This is a genomic window from Aquipseudomonas alcaligenes NBRC 14159 (assembly GCF_000467105.1).
GTDB lineage: Bacteria > Pseudomonadota > Gammaproteobacteria > Pseudomonadales > Pseudomonadaceae > Aquipseudomonas > Aquipseudomonas alcaligenes.
In genome coordinates this window covers 17555-36947 of the sequence record NZ_BATI01000001.1, presented here as the reverse complement: position 1 = coordinate 36947, position 19393 = coordinate 17555, and the positions used below count along the sequence as shown (strand labels likewise).

17 protein-coding genes are annotated in these 19393 nt (G+C 67.0%); 4 read left to right on the top strand and 13 right to left on the bottom strand.

Annotation, left to right across the window (positions count from 1 at the left end):
- Positions 1–116: 116 nt before the first annotated feature.
- From gltB to PA6_RS00165, 4 genes are all read left to right on the top strand, one after another.
- On the top strand, positions 117–4562 hold the full coding sequence (gltB, locus tag PA6_RS00180) for a glutamate synthase large subunit (protein ID WP_021698826.1): 4446 nt from the start codon (positions 117–119) through the stop codon (positions 4560–4562).
- A gap of 31 nt (positions 4563–4593) precedes the next feature.
- Positions 4594–6012 (top strand): FAD-dependent oxidoreductase, encoded by a 1419-nt coding sequence (locus PA6_RS00175; RefSeq protein WP_021698825.1) that lies wholly within the window; start codon positions 4594–4596, stop codon positions 6010–6012.
- Between the two features lie 226 nt (positions 6013–6238).
- Positions 6239–7306 carry a uroporphyrinogen decarboxylase gene (gene hemE, locus PA6_RS00170; RefSeq protein ID WP_021698824.1) on the top strand — a complete coding sequence of 356 codons (1068 nt, stop codon included), beginning with the start codon at positions 6239–6241 and terminating at the stop codon, positions 7304–7306.
- A 107-nt stretch (positions 7307–7413) separates the two neighbouring features.
- On the top strand, positions 7414–7758 hold the full coding sequence (locus PA6_RS00165) for a YgiW/YdeI family stress tolerance OB fold protein (protein WP_021698823.1): 345 nt from the start codon (positions 7414–7416) through the stop codon (positions 7756–7758).
- Between the two features lie 64 nt (positions 7759–7822).
- Here PA6_RS00165 and PA6_RS00160 read toward each other — a convergent pair whose 3' ends face one another.
- The 13 genes from PA6_RS00160 to PA6_RS00100 all read right to left on the bottom strand — a co-directional run bounded on the left by PA6_RS00160 (position 7823) and on the right by PA6_RS00100 (position 19301).
- Positions 7823–8251, bottom strand: coding sequence for an Sbal_3080 family lipoprotein (locus PA6_RS00160; protein WP_021698822.1), 429 nt, complete (start codon positions 8249–8251; stop codon positions 7823–7825).
- Between the two features lie 90 nt (positions 8252–8341).
- Positions 8342–8785, bottom strand: a complete 444-nt coding sequence (locus tag PA6_RS00155) for a hypothetical protein (RefSeq protein WP_021698821.1) — start codon at positions 8783–8785, stop codon at positions 8342–8344.
- A 25-nt stretch (positions 8786–8810) separates the two neighbouring features.
- Positions 8811–9206: a hypothetical protein gene (locus PA6_RS00150; RefSeq protein WP_021698820.1), complete on the bottom strand. Its 396-nt coding sequence runs from the start codon at positions 9204–9206 to the stop codon at positions 8811–8813.
- Positions 9203–10441 carry a beta-ketoacyl-ACP synthase gene (locus tag PA6_RS00145; RefSeq protein WP_021698819.1) on the bottom strand — a complete coding sequence of 413 codons (1239 nt, stop codon included), beginning with the start codon at positions 10439–10441 and terminating at the stop codon, positions 9203–9205. The genes PA6_RS00150 and PA6_RS00145 overlap by 4 nt, the downstream gene beginning before the upstream one ends.
- Positions 10441–11169 carry a 3-oxoacyl-ACP reductase FabG gene (gene fabG / locus PA6_RS00140; protein WP_021698818.1) on the bottom strand — a complete coding sequence of 243 codons (729 nt, stop codon included), beginning with the start codon at positions 11167–11169 and terminating at the stop codon, positions 10441–10443. Before fabG ends, PA6_RS00145 begins: the two co-directional genes overlap by 1 nt.
- The gene (locus PA6_RS00135) at positions 11166–11618 is read right to left on the bottom strand and encodes a hotdog family protein (protein ID WP_021698817.1); all 453 of its coding nucleotides are present in this window, start codon (positions 11616–11618) and stop codon (positions 11166–11168) included. The genes fabG and PA6_RS00135 overlap by 4 nt, the downstream gene beginning before the upstream one ends.
- Positions 11615–12802: a beta-ketoacyl-[acyl-carrier-protein] synthase family protein gene (locus tag PA6_RS00130; RefSeq protein ID WP_021698816.1), complete on the bottom strand. Its 1188-nt coding sequence runs from the start codon at positions 12800–12802 to the stop codon at positions 11615–11617. Before PA6_RS00130 ends, PA6_RS00135 begins: the two co-directional genes overlap by 4 nt.
- Entirely contained in the window at positions 12802–13296 is a 495-nt protein-coding gene (locus PA6_RS00125; protein WP_043216072.1) for a hypothetical protein, read from the bottom strand. Before PA6_RS00125 ends, PA6_RS00130 begins: the two co-directional genes overlap by 1 nt.
- Positions 13293–14006 (bottom strand): class I SAM-dependent methyltransferase, encoded by a 714-nt coding sequence (locus PA6_RS00120; protein ID WP_021698814.1) that lies wholly within the window; start codon positions 14004–14006, stop codon positions 13293–13295. Before PA6_RS00120 ends, PA6_RS00125 begins: the two co-directional genes overlap by 4 nt.
- 14 nt (positions 14007–14020) lie before the next feature.
- Positions 14021–15268 (bottom strand): NAD(P)/FAD-dependent oxidoreductase, encoded by a 1248-nt coding sequence (locus PA6_RS00115; protein WP_021698813.1) that lies wholly within the window; start codon positions 15266–15268, stop codon positions 14021–14023.
- Positions 15255–16400, bottom strand: coding sequence for a cation:proton antiporter (locus tag PA6_RS00110; protein ID WP_021698812.1), 1146 nt, complete (start codon positions 16398–16400; stop codon positions 15255–15257). The genes PA6_RS00115 and PA6_RS00110 overlap by 14 nt, the downstream gene beginning before the upstream one ends.
- A complete protein-coding gene (locus PA6_RS00105) occupies positions 16397–18724 on the bottom strand; it encodes an MMPL family transporter (RefSeq protein WP_021698811.1) in 2328 nt (775 codons plus the stop codon). The genes PA6_RS00110 and PA6_RS00105 overlap by 4 nt, the downstream gene beginning before the upstream one ends.
- Positions 18714–19301: an outer membrane lipoprotein carrier protein LolA gene (locus tag PA6_RS00100; protein ID WP_021698810.1), complete on the bottom strand. Its 588-nt coding sequence runs from the start codon at positions 19299–19301 to the stop codon at positions 18714–18716. The genes PA6_RS00105 and PA6_RS00100 overlap by 11 nt, the downstream gene beginning before the upstream one ends.
- Positions 19302–19393 lie beyond the last annotated feature (92 nt).

Genomic DNA, 19393 nt, shown 5'->3' with positions numbered 1-19393 from the left:
GTAAAATGATCCCCCTTTGCCTGCGCCAAGCCGGGGCCTACCCGTGCGCGGCCGGCAGCTAGGTCGATGAATTAGAAAGCAATTTGCCTCCCTGAGGCAGCCTGGTGAGAGTGTCTATGAAAGCAGGTCTGTACCATCCTGATCAGTTCAAGGATAACTGCGGCTTCGGCTTGATCGCCCACATGCAGGGCGAGGCAAGTCATCACTTGCTGAAGACCGCCATTGAAGCCCTGACCTGCATGACCCACCGCGGCGGTATCAACGCCGACGGCAAGACCGGTGACGGTTGTGGTCTGTTGATTCAGAAGCCCGATCTGTTCCTGCGCGCCATTGCCAAGGAGCAATTCGGCCGCGAGCTGCCGCAGCAGTACGCGGTGGGCATGGTGTTCTTCAACCAGGACCCGGCCAAGGCCGAGGCCGCCCGCACCAACATGAACCGCGAGATCGAGGCCGCCGGCCTGCAGCTGATCGGCTGGCGCAAGGTGCCGGTAGATACCAGCGTGCTCGGCCGCCTGGCCCTGGAGCGTCTGCCGCAGATCGAGCAGGTGTTCATCGGCGGCGCCGGCCTGGATGACCAGCAGTTCGCCATCAAGCTGTTCAGCGCCCGTCGGCGTTCCTCGGTGGCCAACGCCGCCGACACCGACCACTACATCTGCAGCTTCTCGCCGAAGACCATCATCTACAAAGGCCTGATGATGCCGGCGGACCTGCAGCAGTTCTATCCGGATCTCGGTGACGAGCGCCTGCAGACCGCGATCTGCGTATTCCATCAGCGCTTCTCCACCAACACCCTGCCGAAATGGCCGCTGGCGCAGCCGTTCCGCTTCCTCGCCCACAACGGCGAGATCAACACCATCACCGGCAACCGCAACTGGGCCGTGGCCCGTCGCCTGAAGTTCGCCAACGAGCTGATTCCGGACCTGGAAGAGCTGGGCCCGCTGGTCAATCGCGTCGGCTCCGACTCCTCGAGCATGGACAACATGCTCGAGCTGATGGTCACCGGCGGCATCGACCTGTTCCGCGGCGTGCGCATGATCATCCCGCCGGCCTGGCAGAACATGGAGACCATGGACGCCGACCTGCGCGCGTTCTACGAGTACAACTCCATGCACATGGAGCCGTGGGATGGCCCCGCCGGCGTGGTGCTGACCGATGGTCGTCACGCCGTCTGCCTGCTCGACCGCAACGGCCTGCGCCCTGCACGCTGGGTCACCACCAAGAACGGCTACATCACCCTGGCGTCGGAAATCGGCGTCTGGGACTACAAGCCGGAAGATGTGATCGCCAAGGGCCGTGTCGGCCCGGGCCAGATCCTCGCGGTGGACACCGAGACCGGCCAGGTGCTGGACACCGATGCTATCGACAACCGCCTGAAGTCGCGCCACCCCTACAAGCAGTGGCTGCGCCAGAACGCCGTGCGCATCCAGGCCAAGCTCGATGACGACCACGGCGTGGCCAGCTACGACGCTGACCAGCTCAAGCAGTACATGAAGATGTTCCAGGTCACCTTCGAGGAGCGTGACCAGGTGCTGCGTCCGCTCGGCGAGCAGGGCCAGGAAGCCGTGGGCTCGATGGGCGACGACACGCCGATGGCCGTGCTGTCGCAGCGTATCCGCTCGCCGTTCGACTACTTCCGCCAGCAGTTCGCCCAGGTGACCAACCCGCCGATCGACCCGCTGCGCGAGTCGATCGTGATGTCCCTGGAAATCTGCCTGGGCGCCGAGCGCAACATCTTCGAGGAATCCCCGGCCCACGCCAGCCGCGTCATGCTGAGCAGCCCGGTGATCTCCCCAGCCAAGTGGCGTGCGCTGATGAGCCTGACCACCCCGGGCTTCGAGCGTCACGTCATCGACCTCAACTACGACCCGGCCATCGGTCTGGAAGCCGCGGTGCGCAACATCGCCGACCAGGCCGAGGAAGCCGTGCGTGCCGGCAAGGTGCTGCTGGTCCTCACCGACCGCCACATCGCCCCGGGCAAGCTGCCGGCGCATGCCGCTCTGGCCACCGGCGCCGTGCACCATCGCCTGACCGAGAAGGGCCTGCGTTGCGACTGCAACATCCTGGTCGAGACCGCTACCGCGCGTGACCCGCACCACTTCGCCGTGCTGGTGGGCTTCGGCGCCTCCGCCATCTACCCCTTCCTGGCCTACGAAGTGCTGGCCGACCTGATCCGCACCGGTGAAGTGCTGGGCGACCTCTACGAGGTGTTCAAGTACTACCGCAAGGGCATCTCCAAGGGCCTGCTGAAGATCCTGTCGAAGATGGGTATCTCCACCATCGCCTCCTATCGCGGTGCCCAGCTGTTCGAGGCCGTCGGCCTGTCCGACGAAGTCACCGAGTTGTGCTTCCGCGGCGTTGCCAGCCGCATTCAGGGCGCGCGCTTCGTCGACATCGAAGACGAGCAGAAGCTGCTGGCCAACGAGGCCTGGAACAACCGCAAGGCCATCCAGCAGGGCGGTCTGCTCAAGTTCGTCTACGGCGGCGAGTACCACGCCTACAACCCGGACGTGGTCAACACCCTGCAGGCCGCCGTGCAGCAGGGCAGCTACGAGAAGTACAAGGAGTACGCGGCGCTGGTCGACCAGCGTCCGGTGTCGATGATCCGCGACCTGCTCAAGCTCAAGCTGGCCGACCAGCCGCTGAGTCTGGACGAGGTCGAGCCGCTGAACGAGGTGCTCAAGCGCTTCGACTCCGCCGGTATCTCCCTCGGCGCCCTGTCGCCGGAGGCCCACGAGGCCATCGCCGAGGCGATGAACCGCCTGGGCGCGCGCTCCAACTCCGGCGAGGGCGGTGAAGACCCGGCCCGCTACGGCACCGTGCGCAGCTCGAAGATCAAGCAGGTGGCCACCGGCCGCTTCGGCGTCACCCCGGAATACCTGGTCAACGCCGAAGTGCTGCAGATCAAGGTGGCCCAAGGCGCCAAGCCCGGCGAGGGCGGCCAGCTGCCCGGCGGCAAGGTCAACGGCCTGATCGCCCGGCTGCGCTATGCCGTGCCCGGTGTGACCCTGATCTCGCCGCCGCCGCACCACGACATCTACTCGATCGAGGACCTGTCGCAGCTGATCTTCGACCTCAAGCAGGTCAACCCGGCTGCGCTGGTGTCGGTCAAGCTGGTGGCGGAAGCTGGTGTCGGCACCATCGCCGCCGGCGTGGCCAAGGCCTACGCCGACCTGATCACCATCTCCGGCTACGACGGTGGCACCGGCGCTTCGCCGCTGACCTCGATCAAGTACGCCGGCAGCCCGTGGGAACTCGGCCTGGCTGAAACCCACCAGACCCTGCGCGGCAACGACCTGCGCGGCAAGGTACGGGTGCAGACCGACGGCGGCCTGAAGACCGGCCTCGACGTGATCAAGGCCGCCATCCTCGGCGCCGAAAGCTTCGGCTTCGGCACCGGCCCGATGGTCGCTCTGGGCTGCAAGTACCTGCGCATCTGCCATCTGAACAACTGCGCCACCGGCGTGGCCACGCAGAACGACAAGCTGCGCAAGGACCACTTCATCGGCACCGTCGAAATGGTGATGAACTACTTCACCTACGTCGCCGAAGACACCCGCGAGTGGCTGGCCAAGCTGGGCGTGCGCAGCCTCGGCGAGCTGATCGGGCGTACCGATCTGCTCGACGTGCTGCCGGGCGAAACCGGCAAGCAGGGCAACCTGGACCTGACTCCGCTGCTCGGCAGCGATCACATTCCGGCCGACAAGCCGCAGTTCTGCGAAGTCGAGAAGAACCCGCCGTTCGACCAGGGCCTGCTGGCCGAGAAGATGGTCGAGCTGGCCAAGGCCGCCATCGCCGGCAAGACCGGTGGCGAGTTCGAACTGGATATCTGCAACTGCGACCGCTCCATCGGCGCACGCGTGTCCGGCGAGATCGCCAAGCAGCATGGCAACCAGGGCATGAAGGACGCGCCGATCACCTTCCGCTTCAAGGGCACTGCGGGCCAGAGCTTCGGCGTGTGGAACGCCGGCGGCCTGCACCTGCGCCTGGAAGGCGACGCCAACGACTACGTCGGCAAGGGCATGACCGGCGGCAAGCTGGTGATCACCCCGCCGGCCGGCAGCCCGTTCAAGACCCAGGAGTCGGCCATCGTCGGCAACACCTGCCTGTACGGGGCCACCGGTGGCCGCCTGTTCGCTGCCGGTACCGCCGGTGAGCGTTTCGCCGTGCGCAACTCCGGCGCCCACGCCGTGGTGGAAGGCACCGGTGACCACTGCTGCGAGTACATGACCGGCGGTTTCGTCTGCGTACTGGGCAAGACCGGGGTCAACTTCGGCTCGGGCATGACCGGCGGCTTCGCCTACGTGCTCGACCTGGACAACAGCTTCGTCGACCGCGTCAACCACGAGCTGGTGGAAATCCAGCGCATCAGCAACGAGGCCATGGAGGCCTATCGCAGCCACCTGCGTGAAGTGCTGGTCGAATACGTGGCGGAGACTTCCAGTCCCTGGGGCACTCACCTGCTCGAGAACCTGGAGGATTACCTGCGCAAGTTCTGGCTGGTCAAGCCGAAGGCCGCGAGCCTCGGTTCGCTGCTCTCCAGCACCCGTGCCAATCCGCAATAACGCGCCTGAAGTGGTTTGATGAGGTTTTGAAATGACTGAACGTCTGAACAACGACTTCCAGTTCATCGAGGTCGGGCGCAAGGATCCGAAGAAGAAGCTCCTGCGCCAGCGCAAGAAGGAGTTCGTGGAAATCTACGAACCCTTCAAACCGGCCCAGGCCGCCGACCAGGCACATCGTTGCCTGGGCTGCGGCAACCCTTACTGCGAGTGGAAGTGCCCGGTGCACAACTTCATTCCGAACTGGTTGAAGCTGGTTTCCGAAGGCAACATCCTGGCCGCCGCCGAGCTGAGCCACCAGACCAACACCCTGCCGGAAGTCTGCGGCCGCGTGTGCCCGCAGGACCGTCTGTGCGAGGGTGCCTGCACCCTCAACGACGGCTTCGGCGCGGTGACCATCGGTTCGGTGGAGAAGTACATCACCGACACCGCCTTCGCCATGGGCTGGCGTCCGGACATGTCCAAGGTCAAGCCGACCGGCAAGCGCGTCGCCGTAATCGGTGCCGGCCCGGCCGGCCTGGGCTGCGCCGACGTGCTGGTGCGCAACGGTGTGACCCCGGTGGTGTTCGACAAGAACCCGGAAATCGGCGGCCTGCTGACCTTCGGCATCCCCGAGTTCAAGCTGGAAAAGACCGTGATGAGCCGTCGTCGCGAAGTCTTCACCGGCATGGGCATCGAGTTCCGCCTGAACACCGAGATCGGCAAGGACGTGACCATGCAGCAGTTGCTGGATGAGTACGATGCCGTGTTCATGGGCATGGGCACCTACACCTACATGAAGGGTGGCTTCCCGGGCGAAGACCTGCCGGGCGTGACCGACGCGCTGGACTTCCTGATCGCCAACGTCAACCGCAACCTCGGCTTCGAGAAGGCGCCGGAAGACTTCATCGACATGAAGGGCAAGCGCGTGGTCGTGCTCGGCGGTGGCGACACCGCGATGGACTGCAACCGCACCTCCATCCGCCAGGGCGCCAAGGCCGTGACCTGCGCCTACCGTCGTGACGAAGAGAACATGCCGGGCTCGCGCAAGGAAGTGAAGAACGCCAAGGAAGAGGGCGTGAAGTTCCTCTTCAACCGCCAGCCCATCGCCATCGTCGGCGAGGACAAGGTGGAAGGCGTCAAGGTGGTCGAGACCCGTCTCGGCGAGCCGGACGCCCGTGGCCGCCGTAGCCCCGAGCCGATCCCGGGCTCCGAGGAAATCATCCCGGCGGAAGCCGTGCTGATCGCCTTCGGTTTCCGCCCGAGCCCGGCCGCCTGGTTCAGCGACTTCAAGATCGAAACCGACAGCCAGGGCCGTGTGGTGGCGCCGGAGAAGAACCAGTTCAAGCACCAGACCAGCAACCCGAAGATCTTCGCCGGTGGCGACATGGTCCGCGGTTCCGACCTGGTGGTGACGGCGATCTTCGAAGGCCGCAACGCTGCCGAAGGCATCCTCGACTACCTGGGCGTCTGATTGGTGCCCGGCGTGAGCTGGGACAAATCGTCGCGATAGACAAAAGGCACGGCACTCGCCGTGCCTTTTGTTTTGTGGTCTGCGAAAATGCCCGCACTTTTTCTGCGCCAAGGCGCGCGGGTGCCTGTGATCCAGGGGCCCGCCCGGAGGAAGGGGGGCGCCGCCGCGCGGCCATCGCATACTCCCGCCGCAACGCTTCCCTGCCGATTTTCCAGGAACCCTGCCGATGTCCGCCCTGAAGAACGACCGTTTCCTGCGCGCCCTGCTCAAGCAACCCGTCGACGTCACGCCCGTGTGGATGATGCGCCAGGCCGGTCGTTACCTGCCGGAATATCGCGCCACCCGCGCCAAGGCGGGTGACTTCGTCAGCCTGATGAAGAACCCCGAGCTGGCCTGTGAAGTGACCATCCAGCCGCTGGATCGCTACCCGCAGATCGACGCCGCGATCCTCTTCTCCGACATCCTCACCATCCCCGATGCCATGGGCCAGGGCCTGTACTTCGAAACCGGCGAGGGTCCGCGCTTCAAGAAGGTGGTGTCGAGCATGGCTGATATCGAGGCCCTGCCGATTCCCGACGCCGAGCAGGACCTGGGCTACGTGATGGATGCCGTGCGCACCATTCGCCGCGAGCTGAACGGCCGCGTACCGCTGATCGGCTTCACCGGCAGCCCCTGGACCCTGGCCACCTACATGGTCGAGGGCGGCTCCAGCCGCGACTTCCGCAAGTCCAAGGCGATGCTCTACGACAACCCGCAGGCCATGCACGCGCTGCTCGACAAGCTGGCCCGCTCGATCACCGTCTACCTCAACGGGCAGATCCAGGCCGGTGCCCAGGCGGTACAGATCTTCGACTCCTGGGGCGGTGCGCTGTCCTCTGCGGCCTACCAGGAGTTCTCCCTGCGCTACATGAAGCAGATCATCGACGGCCTGATCCGCGAACACGACGGGCGCCGCGTGCCGGTGATCCTGTTCACCAAGGGCGGTGGCCTGTGGCTGGAATCCATGGCCGACACCGGCGCCGAAGCCCTGGGCCTGGACTGGACCTGCGACATCGGCAGCGCGCGCCAGCGCGTGGGCGATAAGGTCGCCCTGCAGGGCAACATGGACCCCGCCGTGCTGCATGCCAAGCCGGCAGCCATCCGTGCCGAGGTGGCGCGTATCCTCGCTGCCTACGGGCCGGGCAATGGCCAGGTGTTCAACCTCGGCCACGGCATCACCCCGGAAGTGCCGCCGGAGCACGCCAAGGCCTTCTTCGAGGCGGTGCACGAGCTGTCGGCGCAGTACCACGCCTGATCGAAACGCCCGGCTCATGCCGGGCGTTTTGTCTGGACGCCGATTCAGCTTGGTTTCAGCCTGGCTGGATAGTCTGATCCCACACCCACCCAGTAAGGATCGGAACCATGCAAGCTCGCTATCTCACTCTGCTCATCGCCCCTCTGTTCAGCACCGCCGTACTGGCCGCCGGTTACACCGGCCCGGGCGCCCAGGCCAGCAACAGCGTCTCGGCGGCCCAGGCGGCCGGTGACGATGCGCATGTGGTGCTGCAGGGCCACATCACCCGCAAGCTCGGCGACGAGAAGTACGAGTTCAAGGACAGCACCGGCACCATCACCGTGGAAATCGATGATGAAGACCTGCCGCCGGTGGCTTTCGATGACAAGACCCTGGTCAAGCTGACCGGGGAGGTCGATAAGGGCCTGCTGCAGCGGGAAGTGGACGTGGATCGGCTCGAGATCACCCAGTAAGGCAACGCCGGCGCTAGCCGGCGTTTCTGTCTTGGCCTGCTTGAAAGCGCAGCACACTGGATGCCTAGGGCCTTGCGGCCAGCAACTGGTCGATCACCGGCGTCATCTTGGTCTCGGTGCTCTGCCACTTTTTTACGGCGAGGAGGCCGCGGCCGCGGAAACGGTAGTAGGCGCTGGCCAGCTGGCGCCCTTCCTCATCGCGGATGCGCAGTTCGGCTAGCGACAGGTAGGTGACCACCGACCAGGAGCGCCGCGCCGTATAGCTGAGTACCTGCGGGCAGCCGCTGGCGGGGATCTGCTTGTACAGGCGGGTGTCGATGCCGTGACGGGCGAAGCCGCGCTGCAGGGTGCCGAGGAAGTCGTCCACCTGTACCGCGGGGTTCTCTTCGATACACAACGAGGCGAGCGGCGTCTTCAGCGGCTCGACGCGGATGGTGGTGCAGGCGCTGGAAAGCACGATCAGCGGCAACAGCAGGCACAGGCGCAGGGACATGCGGTGATCCTCGCAAGGGCCGCACGTGGACTGCGGATGCGCCCGGATGGGTAAGCCGGCCGCGCAGCCGCGGCCGGCATGGTGTTGCTGTTACTTGACGTTGGCCAGGTCGGCCTTCAGCGCGACACCGGCCATGATGGCGCCGGCGTGGCACTCGTACTTCTGCGCGTCGGAATAGACCACGTTCTTGTAGTTGCTGACGATGTTGACCACCGCATTGGCGCCAGCCTGCTTGGCGGCGTTCTGCATGCGGATCAGCGCCGACTGCAGGACCCAGGAGCAGGCTTCCTCGTCGCTCTTGTTGAAGGCGTTGGTCTTCTGGCTGGTGGTCACGCCCGACTTGACCACGCTGACGCTGCCGGCCGGCTTGTTGCCTGCCAGGTAGAACTTCACGCTGCCGTCCAGGCGGCCGGCGTTCGTGGCTTCCTGTACGGCCTGCTCGAACGGCAGGAAGTGAGTGGTGTCGCGTGCCTGGCTGATGCCCGGGATCAGCGCGAAGAGCAGGGCGGCCAGGGTCCAGTTTTTCAGTTGCATGGTCGTCTCCTTGACGATGGTTGACTCACAGGGTTTTCGGGAGCTTCAGCTGGTGCAGAATCTCGGCGCGCAGGCTGTTGACCCAGCGATTGTAGTTGCGATGAATTTTGCCGTCTTCGTACTCCAGGCCCTGGCTGTCGCGGTAGCGGATCAGAAAGCCGAAGGGGCTGTAATCGATGCTGATTCTGGCGAGGTGGCGCTGGCGCACGTTGATCGAAGCCTGAATTTGGCTGGGTTCGACACGCTCCACCTGCCAGCGCCGCGCCTCCAGGGCGCTGATGATGGCCTGCTGCAGCTGCACCTGGCTGTACTCGCGCTCCGCCGGCAGTTTCACCTCGGGCTGCAGCAGCGGCTTGGAGGTACAGGCGGCCAGGCCGAACAGGGTCAGGGCCAGCAACAGGGTCTTGAGCGTGCGAGTCATGCGTTATCTGCGTTCCAGCGTTTGAAGATCAGCGAGGTGTTCACCCCGCCGAAGGCGAAGTTGTTGTTCATCACGTACTGGTGGCTCATCTGGCGGAACTCGCCGCGCAGGTAGTCCAGCTCGCCGCACTCCGGATCGACGTTGTCCAGGTTGAGGGTGTAGACGTAGCTGTCGCTGTTCATCATCTCGATGCTGAACCAGGACTCCAGCGCGCCGCAGGCACCCAGGGTGTGGCCGAAGAAGCTCTTTTGCGAGCTGATCGGCATGCGCGGGCCGAACAGGCTGCTGGTGGCCAGGCTCTCGGCCACGTCGCCCTGGGCGGTGGCGGTGCCGTGGCCGTTGACGTAGCCAATGGCGGCGGGTTCCAGCCTGGCATCCTCCAGGGCCAGCTCCATGGCGCCGCGCATGGTCGCCTGCTCCGGCTTGGTGGCGTGGATGCCGTCGGAGTTGCAACCGAAGCCGACGATCTCGGCATGGATGGTCGCGCCGCGCGCCAGCGCGTGCTCCAGCTCCTCCAGCACCAGGATGCCGGCGCCCTCGCCGATCACCAGGCCGTCGCGGCCGCTGTCATAGGGGCGCGGCGACAGGTGCGGGGTGTCGTTCTTCAGGCTGGTGGCGTAGAGCGCGTCGAACACCATGGCCTCGGTCGGGCACAGCTCCTCGGCGCCGCCGGCCAGCATCATCTTCAGGCGGCCAAACTTGATCGCCTCGTAGGCGTAGCCGATGCCCTGGCTGCCGCTGGTGCAGGCGCTGGAGGTGGGGATCAGGCGGCCCTTGAGGCCGAAGAAGATGCTGATATTGGCCGCCGTGGTGTGCGGCATCATGCGGATATAGGAGTTGGCGTTGAGGCCGTCTGCTACGGAATTCAGCAGCATGTTGCCGAATGCCTTGATCTCGTCGGTGCTGCCGGTGGACGAGCCACAGGCCACGCCCATGCGCCCATCGCTGATGCATGGATCGCCGAGCAGGCCGGCATGTTCCAGAGCGCGTTCGGCGGCGTACACCGCCAGTTTGGACACCCGGCCCATGCTGCGGGTCTGCTTGCGCGTCCAGTGCTTGGGCTGGACGAAGTCGTCCACCGGGCCGCCCAGGCGGGTGTTCAGCTCGCTGAAACGGTCCCATTCATCCATGCGGCGGATGCCGCTCTTGCCGGCCTTGAAGTTGGCCGAGATGGTCGGCCAGTCGCTGCCCAGCGAGGTGATACCGGCCATGCCGGTGACGACAACACGTTTCATCAGCACAGACCACCGTTCACCGCGAGGACCTGGCGGGTAATGTACGCCGCCTCCTCGGACATCAGGAAATTCACCGCGCCGGCGACTTCTTCCGGGGTGCCCATGCGCGCGGCCGGCACCATCTTGAGGATCTCCTCCACCGGTACCTGCTCGTCGAGGATCTCGGTGTCGATCAGCCCCGGTGCCACGCAGTTGACCGTGATCTTGCGCTTGCCCAGCTCGATGGCCAGGGCCTTGGCCGCGCCGATCACGCCGGCCTTGGAGGCGCTGTAGTTGACCTGGCCGCGGTTGCCGATCAGCCCGGAGACCGAGGTGATGCAGACGATGCGCCCGGCCTGGCGACGGCGGATCATCGGCATGGTCAGCGGGTGCAGCACGTTGTAGAAGCCATCGAGGTTGGTGCGCAGCACCTGATCCCAGTCGTCGTCGGAGAGCGCCGGGAAGGCGCCGTCGCGGGTCAGCCCGGCGTTGCACACCACGCCGTAGTAGGCGCCGTGCTGCTCGACGTCGGCCTCCAGCGTCGCGCGGCAGGCGGCGCGGTCCGATACGTCGAACTGCAGGATGCGCGCCTGCCGGCCCAGCTCGGCGATCTGCGCCTGCACGGCTTCGGCCTCATCGCGGCGCGAGCGGCAGTGCAGGACGATGTCGTAACCGGAGCGCGCCAGGCGCAGGGCGATGGCCCTGCCGATGCCGCGGCTGGAGCCGGTGACCAGGATGGTTTCAGTCATTGCGTTTGCTCTTGTAGATAGCTCGCCACCTCGGGCGGGCGGAATACGTTGAGGCGCGCCTCGGCATGGATGTCCGGGCCATCCAGGTGGCACTCGAACACGCCCATGCCGTTGTCGTCCTGCAGCGAGCGCAGGGCCCTGATGCGCAGTTCGGCGCCGGCCGGGAAGCGCTCGACATTGCACTCGAACTTGCGCGTGCCGAGGAGGAAGCCAAGCTCCACCGGCAGGCCGGCCTGGCGTGCCTGGCAGCCGGCGTAGGCGGCGATGCTCTGCGCCATCAGCTCGATGCCGACCCAGGCCGGCAGGCTGCCGTCTTGCTGGTTGAACAGGCCGCCGGGGCGCACGGTCAGGCGGGTCTCGATGTCTTCGGCGCCGAAACTGACGACTTCGTCGATCAGGATCATGTCGGCGGCATGCGGGATCAGTTCGGCGATCGGCCACTGGCTCATGGCGCATCACCCAGGATCAGCGCGACGTTGTTGCCGCCGAAGGCGAAGGAGTTGCTCATCAGCCGGCGGCCCGACGTTCTCTGCAGGCGATCACCGGCGCCGACCAGGCGCAGCGGCGCCAGCGCCGGGTCGGCCTGGCCGTCCCAGCGATGCGGCGGCAGCAGGCCGTCGCGGTTGTACTCGCTCAGGGCGAGCCAGCAGAAGGCCGCCTCCAGCGCGCCGGCGGCGCCCAGGGTGTGGCCGGTCAGCGGCTTGGTCGAGGAGCAGGGCAGCGTGGCCGGGAACAGCCCGTGCACGGCATGGCTTTCCATGGCGTCGTTGTGCGTGGTGGCGGTGCCGTGCAGGTTGAGATAGTCGATATCGCTGGCCTGCAGGCCGGCGCTGGCCAGGGCCTTGTCCATCGCCGCGCGGGCGCCGAGGCCTTGCGGGTGCGGTGCGGAAATATGGTGCGCATCGGAGCTGGCGCCGCCGCCGAGGAAGGCGATCGGGCTGCTCTCGCGGGTCATGAGGAACAGCGCCGCGCCTTCGCCGATATTGATGCCGTGGCGGTTCACCGAGAACGGATTGCACGGCTCGGCGGATACCGCTTCGAGCGCCGAGAAGCCGTTCAGGGTCAGGCGGCACAGGCTGTCCACGCCGCCGCAGATCACCGCGTCGCACAGGCCCTGTTGCAGCAGGCGATGGGCGCTGAGCAGGGCGCGGGCGCTGGAGGTGCAGGCGGTGGACTGGCAGTACACCGGGCCGGCCAGGCCCAGCCAGTCGGCCAGGAAGGTGGCTGGCGCGGCCATCTCCTGCTGGGCGTAGTCGTAGTCGGCGGGCAGCTCGCCCTCCTTGAGGTAGCGCGCAATGCCGTCACTGGCCTCGCGGATGCCCGAGGTGCTGGTGCCCAGCACCAGGCCGACGCGGGTGGCGCCGTGGCGGGCGATGGCGGCGCGCAGCTCGGGCTCGATCTGCTGGGCCGCGGCCAGCAGCAGCTGATTGTTGCGGCTATGGGCGGCTTCGAAACCGGCCGGCATGGCCGGCAGTACCGCGCGCACGGCGCCGACGGTGAGGCGGCGGTCAGTGACCCAGCCGTCCTCGGCGTGCATGCCGGAGGCATCGCCGGCCAGCAGCGCGTCGGCCACTGCCTGCTTGCCTTCGCCCAGGGCGCACAGCAGGCCGAGGGCATTCAAATAGCTGGGCATCAGTTGCCTTCTTCTTGATTCAGCGCGCGCACCCGGTAGCTGAGCTGTGGTGCGGCGAGGGTGAAGTCCAGTGCGGAACGGTAGCGGATTCGCCAGTCCGGGTTAAGCCGGCGCTGACCATCGGCGTCGCGCTGCCAGCTGTCCTCGGGGTAGGTCGCCAGTGCGTCATCGGCGGTGAGGGCGAACAACAGGGCGGCGAACAGCTCGCGGGCCTCGGCGTTCGGCGGCAGCAGGCCGTCGTTGCGCCACTCGCCGTGCTCCAGCAGCTGGCGCGCCAGCGGCACGCCGAGCGGATCGAACAGCGACCAGCGCAGCGCCTTGCCTTCGGCCTGGATCACCAGCAGCCAGTCGCGTCGCTCACCACGCTGCGTGCGTTCGATCTGCAGGCTGATCGGCAGCCCGGCAGTCAATTCAGGGCTGCTCGCCGGTACGGGCGTGTGCCCGGCGCAGGCGCCGAGCAGCAGGGTCAGGGCAAGCAGCAGGACACGGCTCAGCACGGCTTGCGCGCCACCACATTGACCAGGGTTTCATCGCGCTGGCCGAACGGCTTGGCCTTCATGATGCCCCAGCGCTCCAGCAGGCCGAAGTCCTTGGAGCGGCTCCACCACAGGTAGGGGTAGGAGACGTTGCGTTCCTCGAACTGGAAGCCCTGCTGGCGCAGCATGCCCAGATATTCCTCGGCGCTCTTCTGCACGTGCATCGGGTGGCGGAACAGCCAGCGGATTACCCAGGTGTCGATGTAGAACTTGGTCGACTCGGCGAACAGCAGCAGGCCGCCCGGTTTCAGTACGCGCCAGAACTCGGCCAGGGCACGCTCCTGCTCGACCAGATGGTGGAAGGTCTGGTGGCAGAACAGGATGTCGACGGAGGCGTCCGGCAACTGGATGCTGGCGCAGTCGCTGGCGATCAGCTGCACCTCGAGACCCAGCTGCTCGGCCTCGGCGCGCGAGCAGTCGAGGCTGTGCGGGTCGGCATCCAGGCCGATCAGCCGCGCCGGGGCAAAGGCTTCCTGCAACAGGCGAAACGAGCGGCCCTGGCCGCAACCGGCGTCGAGCAGCACCGGCGCCTGCGGCAGCGGTGCCTCGATCAGGCGCTTGAGGTCGTTGATCGCCACGCGCAGCACGTGGTGCTGCCAGACGTGGCTCTGCAGGAACCAGAAGCCGAAGCGGGTTTCCTCGACATAGGTGGCGGCGGCGCGTTCCATTGCGGTGGCGGTCCTTAGTTGGGGGAGCAGAGTTCGGCGAGCACCCCGAGGCGGCGCTTGGGCTCGGCGACATAGGGGTTCTTCTCGTCCCAGGCGTAGCCGGCGAGGATCGAGCAGATCATGCGGCGGATATCCGGCTGGGCCTTCTCGTAGAAGATCACGTCCTGGAAGCTGCCATCGTACCAACCCTGCACATACACGCGGAACGTATCCACGCCGCGCTTGAGCGGGACGGCGAATTCGCTCTCCCAGTCCACGGTCTCACCGCTGAGCTGGCGATGCAGCAGGGCGGCGGCCATGCTCGCCGAGCGCATGGCGATGGTCACGCCGGAGCTGAACACCGGGTCGAGGAACTCGGCGGCGTTGCCCAGCAGGGCGAAGCCCGGGCCGTGCAGGCTCTTGACGTTGGCCGAGTAGCCACCGATGGCGCGCGCCGGGGTGTCCCACACGGCGTTCTCCAAGACCTTGGATAGGCTCGGGGTTTCCGCGACAAACTGCTTGAGGCAGGCGTCGAGATCCGTCGGGTAGCCTTCGTAGTGCTCGGCGGCAGACACCACGCCCAGCGAGCAGCGGCCGTTGCTGAACGGGATGGTCCAGAACCACACGTCCCTGAGCTTCGGGTGGGTGGTGATGAGGATCTTCTCGCGGTCGAAGCCGGAGGCCGGGTCGATGCGGTCCTCGATATGGGTGAACACCGCCTGGCGGATCGGGAAGGACGACGGCGTGTCGAGGTCGAGCAGGCGCGGCAGCACGCGGCCGTAGCCGCTGCCGTCGAGGACGAAGGCGCATTCGACGCTGTATTTGTGGCCGTCGGCCAGGCGGCGTACCGACAGGCGCGGGCAGTCACCGGCGAAGTCGGCGGCGAAAATCTCCTCCTCGTAGCGGATATCCACGCCCTGCAGCTCGGCCTGGTCGGCTAGCAGCTTGTCGAAGTCGGCGCGGATCACCTGGTAGGTCGAGCCCTTGCCCTCGGTGAACTTGTCGCGGAAGTCGAACTCGGTGTAGCGCTCGCCCCAGGCGAAGGCCGCGCCGTGCTTGGTCTGGAAGCCGGCAGCCTGCACCGCTTCGAGCATGCCGGCCTCCTCGACGAAGTCCAGGCAGTGCGACAGCAGGCTCTCGCCGATGGAGAAGCGTGGGAAGCGCTGGCGCTCCAGCACCAGCACATCGTGGCCCTGGCGCTTGAGGATGGCGGCGGCGATGGCGCCGGACGGGCCGGCACCGATGACGACGATCTGACGTTGTTCGACTTCAGGAGACTTCATAGCGGCTTCGTGCCTCGTTATGGACATGTCTGCCGAGCAGTGCCGGCAGCAGGGTGGAAAACAGGCTCATCAGCAGCAGGCCGAAATAGATCAGCGAGTCGATCAGCTGCAGCTGCAGGAGCAGGTTGAGGAAGACGATTTCGGTGAGGCCGCGGATGTTCAGCAGCAGGCTCTCGCGCCACTTCACCCGCGCCGCGGCGCTCGGGGCGGCCCAGTGCAGACCGAGCCAGCTGCCGAGCACCTTGCTCAGCACCGGCAGCGCCAGGAGGATAGCGATGACCGTCCAGGAGGTGTCTTGACCTATGCCATGGAAATCCACCCGCAGCACGCCGAAGGTCAGGATCAGCGGCACCGCCAGGCCGTTGATCAGCAGCTTCCACTGGCGCAGCGGCAGTGGCAGGACGAAGGGCTGCCGGAGCCAGGCCAGGCACAGCATGTAGGCTATGCCGAACACCAGGGCGTTGAGGCCCAGCTGCTGAAACAGCAGCATCAGGGCGAAGAACGGCAGGCTGTACAGCAGCGGCTGACGCAGCTTGAGCAGGCGCAGCGCCAGTGGCAGCGCGGCGGCCAGCAGCGGCCACAGCAGGGCGGCGGGATTGCTGCTGCCCTGGGCCAGGCCGAACAGGCTCCAGCACAGGAAGTCCATCAGGATCGCCGCGTGCAGCAGGCGCTTGGTCGCTTCCACCGGGTAGCCGATGTTCTGCAGGAACAGATAGAGCACCGGGATGGCGGTGATCGAGAACAGCAGGCCGATGCCGACTGCGCTCAGCCAGCCGTGCTCACCCGGCAGCAGCCAGAGCGCGCAGGCCAGGCCGGCCAGCATCGGCACCAGGAAGCTGGGCAGGGCGATTTTCACGCAGGCCGGGCTGAGGTCGAGGTCGATCACGTCGCTGAGGATGTAGCCGAGCAGCAGGGCAAAGCACAGGCCGTAGGCCAGGTTCAGCCAGGCCGGCGCCAGCAGGTCGGTGGCGCTCAGCTGCCAGTGCGGCTCGACCCACACCAGCAGCAGGGCGGGAATGGCGATGGCGGCGACCAGCAGCTGGCCGACGATGGGAATCAGCCGGCGCCCGCCGATCCAGGCCACTAGGGCGTAGATGGCCAGGGCCAGCAGCCAGAAGCCGAGTACGTTCATGCGCTCACCTCCTGGCGTGGCCGAGCGGCGGCCCAGGGCGAGAGCAGGAAACAGAACAGCAGACCGAGGCTGATGGCCAGGCCGAAGTTGGCGATGGCCGGGGTCTGGCTGAGCAGCAGCAGGCCGAACGACATCCACGCGGTGAGCGCCGAGAGCAGGGTGCCGAGCAGGCTCACCGCGGGGCCGCCGATGTTCTCGCGCATCAGGATGGCGTAATCGACGCCGATGGCGGTGATCAGCAGCAGGCCGAACAGGCTGAACAGGGTCAGCGGCTGGCCCAGCCAGCCGAGGCAGGCCAGCGCCGCCAGGGCCGAGAGCAGCGGCAGGCAGATCACCCGCAACGCGCCGCCGAGGCCGAAGGGCAGGCACAGCAGCAGGAGAATGGCGGCGCTGGAGATCAGCTTGAGCTCGGCGGCGCTGAGCTGGGTGGCGACGAACAGACCGTTCAGCTCGCCGAGGCGATCGACCAGCTGCACGCCCTCCAGTCCGGCGGCAGCCTGCTGCAGCAGCGCTGCGTCATTCAGGCCCTGCAGGCTGACGATGCCGGCGACTTGGTTGTCATGGCGGCCCAGCCACAGCGGACGCCAGGCCTCGCCCAGCGGGCCGGCCAGGGCCTGTTCCAGGCTGGGTTGCGGTGCGTGCAGCAACTCGTCCAGTTCGCCGCGCAGGGCGGCCTCCGGCAGGCCGAGGTCGAGCAGCGGTTGCCAGTGCTGCGGCAGCTGCTGCAGCGCGGCACGCAGCGGCGCCAGTTCGCTGTCCGGCGCTACCAGCTGGTTAAGGGCGCGATAGCCGCGCAGATGGCCGGCGGTGATGGCGGCGTCCAGGCGCTGGCTCAGTTCGGCCTGGCGTTGCAGCAGCTGTTGCTCGTCGGCGCCGCGGACCAGGAAGAACTGGCTGGTGGGCTGCTGCCCGGTCAGTTCGGCGATGCGCTTGGCTTCGGCCATCAGCTGCGGCTCCTGGCCCAGCCACTGGCGCAGGTCGTTCTGCGGCGTCAGCTGCCACAGGCCACCGGCGCAGAAGGCCAGCAGGGCGAGCAGCCACGGCCAGCTGCCGGTGCGCGCCAGCAGCGTTTCGCGGCGCTGCACCAGGCGCTCGGCGGCGCGGCGCAGGCTGGCCGGCGGCGCCAGGCGCAGGTTGTTCAGCCAGGCCGGCAGCAGGCACACCGAACACAGGTAGGCGCCGATCAGGCCGGCGGCGGAGAACAGGGCGATCTGGGTCAGCGCCGGGAACGGCGTGAAGGCCAGCGCCACATAACCGGCCAGGTTGGTGCCCAGGCTCAGGCTCAGGCCCGGCAGGGTCTCGCGCAGGGCCGCCCAGCTCGACCATTGGCCATCGCCCCAGCTCTTGCTCAGGTAGTGCTGCGGGTAGTCGGCGGCGACGCCGACCAGGCTGGCGCCGAGCACCAGGGTCAGCGCGTTGATCTGGCCGAACACCAGCACGCAGGCCGTGCAGCCGGCCAGCAGCGCCACGCCCATCGGCAGCAGGCTGACCAGCACGCGCGGGCGGCGGAAGGCCAGCAGAAGCAGCAGCAGGGTGCCGAGGGTGGCGCCGCCGCCGATCAGGGCGATTTCGCGGGTGGCCTTGGCCTGGCCAGCCGCCGCGTGCAATGCGCCACCGGCGGCGAGCAGCTGGCCGCCTTCACTATCGACGTGCTGGCGCAGTTCGGCGACGGCGGCGGCGATCTGCGGCGGGGCCTGCATGTCGAAGGCATCGCCACGAGTGCGCAGGCGCAGCAGGGCCCAGGTGGTGGACCCGTCCTGCAGCAGCAGAGCGCCGCTGCCGAGGTCGGCCTGGATGCGGCTGCCGGGATTCAGCGTCTGCTGGGCGCGCAGGCCGAGACCGAGCCAGTCCTGCTCGGTGGGCAGCAGACCGAAGCCGGCGAAGGTGTCGAACAGCTGCTGGGCGCGCTGCTGGATGAAGGCGTCCGGCTGCTCGATCAGCAACTGACGGTCGGCCGGTGCCAGCAGGGCCAGGCGGCTGGCGCTCAGTTGTTCGCGCAGCGGTGCGAGGTCGGCCTGCAGGCTCCACTGCACCTTGTCGAAGCGGCCGCTTTGCTGCCACTGCTCGCCAGCCTGGCGCACCAGCTCGATGGCGCGCTCGCGCTGTGGGTGGCCGATGAGAATCAGCAGCTCGCGCGACAGTGGCTCCTGCATGCGCTGCTCGGCCTGCTGTACCAGCTCGTCGCCGGCGGCTTTGGGCAGCAAGGCGAGCATGCTGGCCTGCACCGGCGGGCCGTTGCGCCACTGCCAGGCGGCCAGCGCCAGCAGGGCCAGGAGCAGGGCGCCGAACAGGCGCGGCAGGGTTTTCTGCAGGCTAGGGGACAAGGTCGGCGCGCTCCTGCGCGGTCAAGGCATCGCCAGCCTGGCTCTGCGGCATTTTCAGGACGGTGCGGTCTCCCTGGGTCTCGATCAGTTCGATGCGCTCGACCAGCGCGCCGCCGTCGATGCGGATGGCGCTGAAGATCTGCTTGAGCAGCAGGGAATGGGGGGTGAGCTGGAGCTGCCAGGCGTCTTGCTCGCCGCTGAGCTTGAGCTCGAAGTCGCGCTCAAGGCCCGAGCGGTCGCCCTTGAGCACGGCGAGGAACAGGCGGCTCTGTTGGGCGGCGACGTCCTGGCCCGGTTGCTGTTGCCAGCCCTCGGGCGTGCGGCGGGCGATGCCGCTGTCGGCGATGCGGTAGTCCTGCTTCAGGGGCTTCTGCGGCAGCCAGAGCAGGCCGTGGTCGCGGGACAGGGTGAACTGGCCCTGGCTGGTCAGCGGGGTGGGGAGGGCACGCAGGTGCTTCTCTTGCACGAAGGGGCCGCGGACCACGGCGGGCTTGGCCAGCTGGGCGCTGAGGTCGGCCAGGTCGAAGGCGTGGGCCAGTGGGCTGGTTAGCAGCAGCAGGCTTGCGGCTTTGAACATCTGGCTGATTGCCGAGCTGGCTTTTGGTTTTGGGTTTCGCCCCCCCGGGCGAGTTACTTTCTCTTTGCTCGTGCAAAGAGAAAGTAACCAAA

Excerpts from the sequence above, each read along its gene's own strand:
- PA6_RS00175 (WP_021698825.1), top strand. The coding sequence starts at position 4,594 with ATGACTGAACGTCTGAACAACGACTTCCAGTTCATCGAGGTCGGGCGC.
- PA6_RS00160 (WP_021698822.1), bottom strand. The coding sequence starts at position 8,251 with ATGTCCCTGCGCCTGTGCCTGCTGTTGCCGCTGATCGTGCTTTCCAGC.
- PA6_RS00130 (WP_021698816.1), bottom strand. The coding sequence starts at position 12,802 with ATGCCCAGCTATTTGAATGCCCTCGGCCTGCTGTGCGCCCTGGGCGAA.
- PA6_RS00115 (WP_021698813.1), bottom strand. The coding sequence starts at position 15,268 with ATGAAGTCTCCTGAAGTCGAACAACGTCAGATCGTCGTCATCGGTGCC.
- hemE (WP_021698824.1), top strand. The coding sequence starts at position 6,239 with ATGTCCGCCCTGAAGAACGACCGTTTCCTGCGCGCCCTGCTCAAGCAA.
- PA6_RS00135 (WP_021698817.1), bottom strand. The coding sequence starts at position 11,618 with ATGAGCCAGTGGCCGATCGCCGAACTGATCCCGCATGCCGCCGACATG.
- PA6_RS00165 (WP_021698823.1), top strand. The coding sequence starts at position 7,414 with ATGCAAGCTCGCTATCTCACTCTGCTCATCGCCCCTCTGTTCAGCACC.
- PA6_RS00110 (WP_021698812.1), bottom strand. The coding sequence starts at position 16,400 with ATGAACGTACTCGGCTTCTGGCTGCTGGCCCTGGCCATCTACGCCCTA.
- PA6_RS00100 (WP_021698810.1), bottom strand. The coding sequence starts at position 19,301 with ATGTTCAAAGCCGCAAGCCTGCTGCTGCTAACCAGCCCACTGGCCCAC.
- gltB (WP_021698826.1), top strand. The coding sequence starts at position 117 with ATGAAAGCAGGTCTGTACCATCCTGATCAGTTCAAGGATAACTGCGGC.
- PA6_RS00150 (WP_021698820.1), bottom strand. The coding sequence starts at position 9,206 with ATGACTCGCACGCTCAAGACCCTGTTGCTGGCCCTGACCCTGTTCGGC.
- fabG (WP_021698818.1), bottom strand. The coding sequence starts at position 11,169 with ATGACTGAAACCATCCTGGTCACCGGCTCCAGCCGCGGCATCGGCAGG.
- PA6_RS00120 (WP_021698814.1), bottom strand. The coding sequence starts at position 14,006 with ATGGAACGCGCCGCCGCCACCTATGTCGAGGAAACCCGCTTCGGCTTC.
- PA6_RS00145 (WP_021698819.1), bottom strand. The coding sequence starts at position 10,441 with ATGAAACGTGTTGTCGTCACCGGCATGGCCGGTATCACCTCGCTGGGC.
- PA6_RS00155 (WP_021698821.1), bottom strand. The coding sequence starts at position 8,785 with ATGCAACTGAAAAACTGGACCCTGGCCGCCCTGCTCTTCGCGCTGATC.